The organism is Clostridium uliginosum (assembly GCF_900112485.1).
Lineage (GTDB): Bacteria > Bacillota > Clostridia > Clostridiales > Clostridiaceae > Clostridium > Clostridium uliginosum.
Map to the genome: position 1 here is coordinate 1 of NZ_FOMG01000055.1, position 9,258 is coordinate 9,258.

Genomic DNA, 9,258 nt, shown 5'->3' on the forward strand with positions numbered 1-9,258 from the left:
GCGTGAAGCCTCCTTCAAGATGAGATTTCCCATAGCGTAAGCTAGTAAGACCCCTTGAAGACTACAAGGTTGATAGGTCAGAGGTGTAAGTATGGTAACATATTTAGCTGACTGATACTAATAGGTCGAGGGCTTGACCAATAATTAATTAAGTAAATATATACATTAAAAAGGAGACTCGACTCACTCACATTCGCTGAGTAAGTTCGAGAAACAAAATCTTAGATTTTGGCTCTTACTTATGTGCAATTTTGAAAGAATAATTCTTTCTAATATAAAAAGATTGACATAGTAATAAATTCAGGATATAATTATTACTATAATAAATCTGGTGATGATGGCATAGAAGTAACACTCCTTTCCATTCCGAACAGGACAGTTAAGATCTATAGCGCTGAAGGTACTGCATGGGCGACTGTGTGGGAGACTAGGACGTTGCCAGGTTCAGGATCTTTAGCTCAGTTGGTTAGAGCAACCGGCTCATAACCGGTAGGTCTGGGGTTCGAGTCCCTGAAGGTCCACCATTTTGGGGGTATAGCTCAGTTGGGAGAGCACCTGCCTTGCACGCAGGGGGTCAAGAGTTCGAATCTCTTTATCTCCACCATTGAAAAAGCTATGAAGTAATTCATAGCTTTATTTTTTTGCCTTTTCTAAAGCACGATTTACAGCTAATCTCCAATTTGTTGATATTTCAGGAATTTCATCAATTATATTAATTTCTGAATTTTGTTGTTCTAATACTTTTTTAATAAAATCACCTCGATATTTTCTTAAATTAGGATTTGTAATTCCATTTACTTCTTCACCACTCCATTCTTTATAATTAACTTCTGTTTTATTTTTATCTAGGTGACGTAAGGTTAAATCCACAATCTTACCTTCATCAATAGTAATAGTAGCATCATCAGATCCATTTAGGTAGGTATCTCCAGTGCCTATATAGATTCCATCTTTATAAATACTCTTATTACAAGATATAAAATTAAATACTAGTATTAGATTTAAGAAAAGTATAAATAATTTTTTCAAAAAATGACCCCCTATTATTAAAAATCTTCTTTATAATAATTTAATTTATCGAATATATATAGTAGGTGAAAAATATAGGTTTTTTATTCAATTATCTTAAAGTTATTAAAAAGTTATATATTAAAATAAAGTAATAATATAAAATTCAATCTAATACTCATTATTATTCTTAAAGGAATAAGGAATATTTTTAAGGTGAAAAACATATTAAATTTATAGGGTTTTCTTTTGGAGAAGAAAAATGAGGAGGAGAATTTATATGATAAGAACAGTGGTATGTGAAAAAGATGGGTGTAGTGGAAATGAATTTTATATAAAAAGTGAAGATAATAAGTTAAAATTAATATGCAAAGAGTGTGAAAGTATTTATTATCATGATATAAATTATTATGATTTTATAATGTTATCAAGTTGCTCATCTTGTAATAATAATGTTTTTAAAGTATTTAAGGATTTAGATAATGATAATATATATGCAAAATGTACTAAGTGTGGCGCTCCTCCAGAAAAAATATTTATTGATAGTGACGGAGTTCAAGTAACATATGAAGCTAAGTTATTATGTGATATTAAGGACCTTATGCATAAGGTAGATCAAAGAGTATGCAATTTAGAATTAAAGTTAGATGATTTAGAAAGAGGACAAGAATTATTAGAGGAGTCATTAGCTTATATAAATAAATATATGTGTGAGTAGATTACTACCTATCATATTATTAATTAATAATATGATAGGTAGTAATAATTATTTAAAATGTATATAATTAATTTGTATTAAGTATTAAACATACAATTTAATACTTTTATTATGAAAAAAGTATGCATTACAAGATATAGTAATCATGTAAAATATAATATGGATGGAGAGACTAATGAAGAATAAAAGAAAAATTATTTATTGGGGTTTATTGATTGGATGGATGACAGTTATTTTTATTATGTCTAATCAACCAGCAGTTGTATCTGATAAACAGAGTACTACTACTATAATGTTATTGAGTAAAATGGGTATACACATGAGTAGTATTTTTGGTGAACTATCTAATTTTATTATAAGAAAAATATCTCATTTTTTAGAATATATGATTTTAGGTATTTTAACTTTAAATGTATTGGGGTTGTATTACAATAAAAGTAAAATCAAATTTATTGTATTATTAGTAGTATTTGCTTATGCTTGTTCGGATGAATTTCATCAGTTATTTATTCCAGGTAGAGAAGGGGCAATTAGAGATGTAATAATTGATACACTAGGAGGAGCAACATCAATATTTATTATGGATTTAAAACATAAGTCTATTAGAAAGAAAAATAGTATATAAAATGCTTATCTTTTATTAAAGGTAAACTAAAAGGGATAGATTTGGCAAATATGAAGGGGCTGTCTCATAATACAATATATTAAAAAAAGAAATAAAAATAACATTTGTGGAAGAAGCATTGAAAAATAAGCTTAGAGTTTCTTCATTTGAAGTTGTTCCATAAATGATTGTCTTAATGCATATTAGGAGCAATCTTTTATGAGTACAACTTTAAATGTTAGAAACTATTAGCGAAATTTTTCTAGTCTTCTTTAATAAATGTTATTTCTATTTCTTTGTTATTACTTCACTTGGTAATTCTGACAGCCCATTTTTATTTGATAGTAACATCCCAAGTTTTGTATTCATATCTTTATTAAAACAATAGAAAATTATCTAAAATTTTAAGCACATATTTATGGATTATTAAAGTAATTATTTTTAATAATTTTATCACCAATATCATAAGCGTTTAATAAGTGATCCTTTTCTTCACTACTATTAACTTCACCAACAATATTATTTCCTTTTATTATTGTTGCATTTCTATTAGTATTAACTAATATTCTTCCCATGGAAGTATCTTTATATAAATTATCATTCAAGCCTAAAAGATACGATATAGTAGGAAGTATATCAACTTGTCCACCATGCGCTTCTACTATACTAGGAGTGACATCTTTTGAATATATAATTAATGGAATTTTATGATCATATTCTTTCCACCAATTACCTTCATAATCCAAGTCTTTTATTGAATCATTGTAATATTTATGTACACCTGTATGGTCTCCATAAATAACTAATACAGTATTATTTAGTAATCCTGATGATTCAAGTTGATTAAAAAACATTTCTAATTGTTTATCTGTATAATGAACACTTTCAAAATACCCACCTAAATAGCTTTTATCTATTTCATCTGGTAGATTTAACTCTCTATATTTTTGATCTATGTTAAAAGGTCCATGACTAGATAATGTAGGAGCTTGAAGGAAAAATGGTTTCTTTAAATCTTTAACTTTTTCAGAAATCTGAGTTAAAAAACTTCTATCAGATAATCCATACCCAACAGTTTCTTCATAGGTATAATCATTAATACTCCAAAGTGATTGTACTCCAAATCCATTTTTATGTAACTCTGACCAATTAAACTCGCCAGGAAGTTCTGCATGCGTTGATATAGTTGTATAACCTTCTTGTTCAAGAATTCTTGGTAACGAGTTAGAATAGACATTTTCACCATAATTTAACGCTGTTATTTTATCACCTAATGGATAAATAGATGTATTAACCATTAAATCACAATCAATACTATTACCTGCATTATTTTGTTCGTATATATTGTTAAAATACAATCCTTCCCTTGAAAGTTTATTTAAGAAAGGAGATATTTCTTTATCATTTGCTTTTTGATTAATGACAAAATTCTCTAAGGATTCTATTTGCAGAAAAATTACATTTTTACCTTGAAATAATCCACTATATTTATTAGGCTGTATATCTTCTTTATTATAATCTATCCATTTTTCAATTTTTTGTTTATCTTCGTCACTAACTTTATTGATAGCTTTACTTAAAGTTTTTGAAGCTTGCACAACATCATATCCTAATGGACCAGGTGCTTCGGCAGACATTAAGGTTGTCCATTGACTAGATACAATGCTTGTACCAAATTTGCCTAATTTTAATACATCTAAACATATAAATGAAATTAAAATAATTAAAATCGAAGAGGTTAATGTAAATAAGAAATCCTTTATATTTTTTTCATGCGGATTTTTAATATTTCTTTTAACAATCCAAACAATTATTAAGAATACGTCTATAATAAAAATTATATCAATTAGCTTAAAGTTAAACAGTGAGCTACCTATGGGATTAAATGTACCTTTAAAAAGTATGTTTTTAATTCCAAAGAAGTCTCTATTTACTCTGAAATACCATAAATCTGCTATCAATAATATACTATAAGAAATATTTAATATTATATAAAATATAATCTGTTTATTTTTGGAGAATAGATATCCAAAAGAATATAGAAGCAGTATAAATGCTAAATACACAAGAGCAAACTTGAACTGTATATTCCCTATTTTAATTTCATCAGCAGTAGTAACTTGAAGTAGAGTTAAAAATAAAATAGTTTTTATTAACATTGCTATTACAATACTAAGTCTTAATTTCCTAATTTGTGTTGTAAGTAGCTTATTTTTTGCTTCAATTAATGATGTATATATTTTTTTAAAATATGATTTAAAACTAGTTTTATCCATAAAAATTAATTCCTTTGTTTTTATATTTTATTTTTTATTTTTTCCTTTGAATTTAATAAACTTAGTTGATTTAGAAAAACACCAACTTATTATAATTACTAATAGAATATCAAAAATAAAGTTAAATAGATATAATTGTTTTGCAGTATCGGCTTGTCCATTACCTACAAATGGCATAGGAAATTGAATTGCTCCAATAAGCATAATTACCCAAAGTAAAAAGATTTTATTTGTTATTCCATAATTAGTTTTATTTCTAAAATATTCATATAGAGAAATTAAAAAGATAACAAGATATACTCCAATTATAAAGAATAAGTTTCTTGGAAAGCTATTTTCCTTAAAAGATGACCAAGTAGTAAATCTATTAAATTCTTTTACAGGCTTTTCGCTATAGCTCCTTGGCGCTTTACCTAAAGCAGTACTAGTTAAAAAAGCTTTATCTGCTGTATATTCCATACCTTGTATTAATCTCATAGGATGAGTTAAATAAAATTTAGCTAATTTAAGATTTCCTATTTTTTCATAAAATTCTTTTTCTGTAATTTCAGTTCTAGGTACATATTTCACATAGTCACTTTCATTTAAATATGAATGTTTACCTGCTTCAACAGACATATCAGGATTAAGCCCTAAATCTATTAAGTCTTGTTCTGGTGTATTAGAGCCATTTAAAACTCCATAAAATACTGAATTATATTGTGTATCTTTGCTTATATTTCCATTTATCATGTTAAGTTGAATAGGGTAAATAATTACAATAAAAAATATTATTAATAATGTATTTAAATTACGTTTAGGTAAAATAAGTCGATTGTCCCATAAGACTTTACCTAAAAGGATTATTACAAAGGGAAGTGCTGTAAGTACTTGCATCTTTGACCCTAAAAATATAAATGATGCTATTAAAACATATACTATTTTAGATGTTAATTTATCAGTACCTTTTACAACATATTTATAATTTATATAGTATAGAAAGGTAGCGATGAATAGTAATAATGAGGTAAGCATCATTGGTTCCCCATAAAGACTATTAAACCAAAGTAAGTAATTACCATCAAAAAAAACAAATAGGCTTAAGAGTCCTATTAAAGTAAGCTTTAATTTACTTTTGATATTTAAATACTTTAATATCATGGTTAATGAAAAAATATATATAAAACTATAAGCTATAGCTAAATATTGTGTTCTAAATATATCTTGATTAAAAAGCTTACATATAAAACTTATAAATAAAATTAATATTCCTATACTAGATCCTATAATAGGTCCAAGAATAGTTTTAAAAAAATTAGAAATTTTATAATCTGTTACTGTATAATCATAAAATCTTTTGAAATCTGGATTTGCTTTATCTGAATCTAATAGTGATAATCCAGAAGAACTCATTACTCTATCAAAATCTCCTTGATCAGCAATGCCTAAATGAGGTGATTTAAAGAGTACAAAGGATGTTACTCCAACTGCAATTATAATAAAAGCTATCAAAATGAATAATGTGTAATTATTTTTAATTCTTTTTTTGGTCTTCATTAAAAATGTTTCCTCCATATATTAAATTTAAAAGTCATAATATTTATTATATCATTACACAAAAAAATTTAATAGCAATTGAATATTCAGAATATTTAGAAAAATATAAAGGGATTTGAAAATAATTATAGAATATTATAATTATAGAAAAAATACTTCATATACTTATATTAAGTATAAAGTGATTCTTAAATTTAGATGGATTTTATTTCAAATAAGTATTTTCCTAAACTGAAATATTAGAATAACTTAATCTAAGGTCGTGTATGTTCTTTACGACTGTATATATAGGGATGAGTATTAGAACTGCTAGACCTGGAAAATTTAGTGTATCAGGAGAAAGGCAGGTGAAAGCCAGCTTCTAAGGAGACTTATAGGTTTGGCTATGGATTTATGAAAGATTATAGTATTAAAAATTTAAGAAATGTAGGCTTAATGGGACATAGTGGTACAGGAAAAACTTCTTTAGCAGAGAGCATTTTATATCATTCAGAAATAACTGATAGATTAGGAAAAATTGAAGATGGAACGACAGTCCTAGATTTTGATGCTGAAGAAAAGAAAAGAAAAATTTCAATTGCACTTTCAGTAGCACCAATTGAATTAGAAGATGTAAAGATAAATATTGTTGATGCTCCAGGATATTATGATTTCGAGGGTGAATGTGTCCAAGGTATGAGAGCTGTAGATGTAGGAATGATAGTTGTAAGTGGAGTATCAGGAATAAAGGTTGGAACTGAGAAAGCTTGGGAATATTGCAATAAGATTAAATTACCAAGAACATTTTTTATAAATAAGTTAGACAGAGAAAATTCTAGCTTTGATAATGTATTAGAAGCACTTAAAACTAAATTTGGGATGAGTATTGTACCAATTCAATATCCAATAGGCTCAGAAGATAAGTTTACTGGAGTAGTTAATATTATTTCAAAGCAAGCTAAAACATATGATATTAAGACAAAGAAAACAAAAATTATAGATATTCCAGAAGAGCTAAATGATAAAATACAAAAATGTAAAGAGATGATTATGGAGGCAGTTGCTGAAACTGATGAAATTTTATTAGATAAATATTTAAATGAGGGCACATTAAGTGAAGAAGAAATATATAAGGGATTAATTAATGGATGTGCCAGTGGGGATATTGCACCAGTTATGTGTGGTAGTGCACTTAAAGTTATAGGTATGGATTCATTAATTGATGATATAGTTGAATGTTTTCCTTCACCAGAATATGCAATTCCTCAAAAAGCTTTAGATATAGAGAAAAATGAGGAGGTTTTTGTTGGACTTGATCAAGATAAACCTTTTTCTGCATTGGTGTTTAAGACTATTGCTGACCCGTTTGTTGGTAAAATATCATTTTTTAGAGTTATAACAGGAGAAGTAACAGAAGATATGATTGTTTTAAATACTAATAAAAATAAGAGCGAAAAGCTTTCACATATTTGTTTTATTAGTGGTAAGACTCAAATACCAACTAAAAAGATTATAGCAGGAGATATTGGAGCTATTTCTAAGTTGCAATATACTGGAACTGGAGATACTTTATGTAGTAATGATTTTAAAATCTTATACGATAAGATGAATTTCCCAACACCAGTATTTTCAATGGCAGTACTTCCGAAGACTAAAGGCGACGAAGATAAAATTTCTCAAGCTTTAGCTAAATTAAAAGATGAGGACCTTGTTTTCACAGTAAATAGAGATGGGGAAAATGCAGAAACAATTATTTCAGGACTTGGAGAAACTCATATTGATATAATTGCAAGTAAGATAAAAAATAAATTTGGAGCTGATGTGTTATTAAGAGATCCTAAAGTACCATATAAAGAAACAATAAAGTCTTCCGCTGATGTGCAAGGCAAACATAAAAAACAATCAGGGGGACATGGACAATATGGAGATGTTGTAATTAAGTTTGAACCAAGAAGTGATGGAAAGACTGATTTAGAATTTGTTGATAAAGTTGTTGGAGGTGCAGTTCCAAGGAACTTTATACCAGCAGTAGAAAAAGGATTAAGAGAGTGCATAGAACATGGTGTACTTGCAAAGTGTCCTGTTATAGGTCTTAAGGCTACTTTACACGATGGTTCTTATCATCCAGTAGATTCATCAGAAATGGCATTTAAGGTTGCAGCTTCTTTAGCTTATAAGAAAGGTCTAGAACAAGCTAAACCTATTTTGTTAGAACCAATTATGAAATTACAAGTTGAGGTACCTGATAAATATATGGGGGAGGTAATAGGCGATATCAATAAAAAAAGAGGAAGAGTGCTTGGAATGGAATCAAAGGACTTTAAGCAAGAAGTAACAGCTGAAATTCCACTTGCCGAAATAAGTAGATATGTAACTGATTTAAGATCAATTACACATGGAAGTGGGAATTTTACAAAAGAATTTGTAAGGTATGAGGAAGTTCCAGAAATGGAGGCAACTAAGGTTATAGAGGCATTAAATACTATATAAAAATAAAAGGCTCTGTTTCAACACTATATTAAAACAGAGCCAAATAAAAAAATTCTAAAAATTTCATGTGCCTAAATAGTAAAAATTTTAAGTGACTCAGTGGTAAATTTAATGAAGAAATCATCCTAAAACATATATATATAACATATAAATTATTAAAGATATGGATACCTAGTAAATATTGGTATTCATATCTTTTTTTACATAATAAATAACGAATAAAAGTTAATTAGCTAAGGAATAATAAATTTATAGAGCACTAATATATGAAGATTTTAATGTAGAGATGAGGGAGATGGGATATGTCAGATTATAGTATGGATATTAAAGGTAGTCTTGGTTTAAACGAATATAGTAATATTTTTGATTATCTTGGTATTGTGGATAGTGGAGATAATTTTATAATAAAGATAAATAAAGATAATAAACAAAATATAAATATTATCAATTCAATGCTTAAAGATAATGAATTTATTATTAGTGATGAGGGATATGATACATTTGGAGATTATTCTATTAATGCTTATAAACAAAAATAATATATAAGAGTATAAGTTAGAGTATAATTTTAGTAGGCAGAAGAAGTAATTAAAACTAGATAAAATAAAAAGGAGATGTAAAAACATCTCCATAATACATAAATTATC

General features: G+C 27.2%; 7 protein-coding genes, 2 tRNA genes and 2 rRNA genes. 8 read left to right on the forward strand and 3 right to left on the reverse strand.

Annotation, left to right across the window (positions count from 1 at the left end; genetic code table 11):
- The 4 genes from BM027_RS17590 to BM027_RS17605 all read left to right on the forward strand — a co-directional run.
- Positions 1-141 (forward strand): 23S ribosomal RNA (locus BM027_RS17590); the annotation flags it as partial.
- A 186-nt stretch (positions 142-327) separates the two neighbouring features.
- A 5S ribosomal RNA gene (gene rrf / locus BM027_RS17595) occupies positions 328-444 on the forward strand.
- Positions 445-447: 3 nt separating this feature from the next.
- A tRNA-Ile gene (locus tag BM027_RS17600) sits at positions 448-524 on the forward strand.
- Positions 525-528: 4 nt separating this feature from the next.
- Positions 529-604 (forward strand) — tRNA-Ala (locus BM027_RS17605).
- A 29-nt stretch (positions 605-633) separates the two neighbouring features.
- On the opposite strand, the gene BM027_RS17610 is transcribed toward BM027_RS17605, so the two are convergent.
- A complete protein-coding gene (locus BM027_RS17610; protein ID WP_090094479.1) occupies positions 634-1,029 on the reverse strand; it encodes a hypothetical protein in 396 nt (131 codons plus the stop codon).
- A gap of 259 nt (positions 1,030-1,288) precedes the next feature.
- Between BM027_RS17610 and BM027_RS17615 the strand changes: the two genes are divergently transcribed.
- Together BM027_RS17615 and BM027_RS17620 are read left to right on the forward strand one after the other, a co-directional pair.
- Positions 1,289-1,726 carry a hypothetical protein gene (locus tag BM027_RS17615; RefSeq protein WP_090094480.1) on the forward strand — a complete coding sequence of 146 codons (438 nt, stop codon included), beginning with the start codon at positions 1,289-1,291 and terminating at the stop codon, positions 1,724-1,726.
- Positions 1,727-1,901: 175 nt separating this feature from the next.
- Positions 1,902-2,351: a VanZ family protein gene (locus tag BM027_RS17620; RefSeq protein WP_090094481.1), complete on the forward strand. Its 450-nt coding sequence runs from the start codon at positions 1,902-1,904 to the stop codon at positions 2,349-2,351.
- A gap of 395 nt (positions 2,352-2,746) precedes the next feature.
- Here BM027_RS17620 and BM027_RS17625 read toward each other — a convergent pair whose 3' ends face one another.
- Together BM027_RS17625 and wsfD are read right to left on the reverse strand one after the other, a co-directional pair.
- Positions 2,747-4,606: an LTA synthase family protein gene (locus tag BM027_RS17625; RefSeq protein ID WP_090094482.1), complete on the reverse strand. Its 1,860-nt coding sequence runs from the start codon at positions 4,604-4,606 to the stop codon at positions 2,747-2,749.
- Between the two features lie 27 nt (positions 4,607-4,633).
- Positions 4,634-6,142: a glycan biosynthesis hexose transferase WsfD gene (gene wsfD, locus BM027_RS17630; protein WP_090094483.1), complete on the reverse strand. Its 1,509-nt coding sequence runs from the start codon at positions 6,140-6,142 to the stop codon at positions 4,634-4,636.
- Between the two features lie 393 nt (positions 6,143-6,535).
- On the opposite strand from wsfD, the gene fusA reads away from it, so the two are divergent.
- Both fusA and BM027_RS17640 read left to right on the forward strand, forming a co-directional pair.
- The gene (gene fusA / locus BM027_RS17635) at positions 6,536-8,611 is read left to right on the forward strand and encodes an elongation factor G (RefSeq protein WP_090094484.1); all 2,076 of its coding nucleotides are present in this window, start codon (positions 6,536-6,538) and stop codon (positions 8,609-8,611) included.
- Between the two features lie 302 nt (positions 8,612-8,913).
- Positions 8,914-9,150 carry a hypothetical protein gene (locus BM027_RS17640; RefSeq protein WP_090094485.1) on the forward strand — a complete coding sequence of 79 codons (237 nt, stop codon included), beginning with the start codon at positions 8,914-8,916 and terminating at the stop codon, positions 9,148-9,150.
- Positions 9,151-9,258 lie beyond the last annotated feature (108 nt).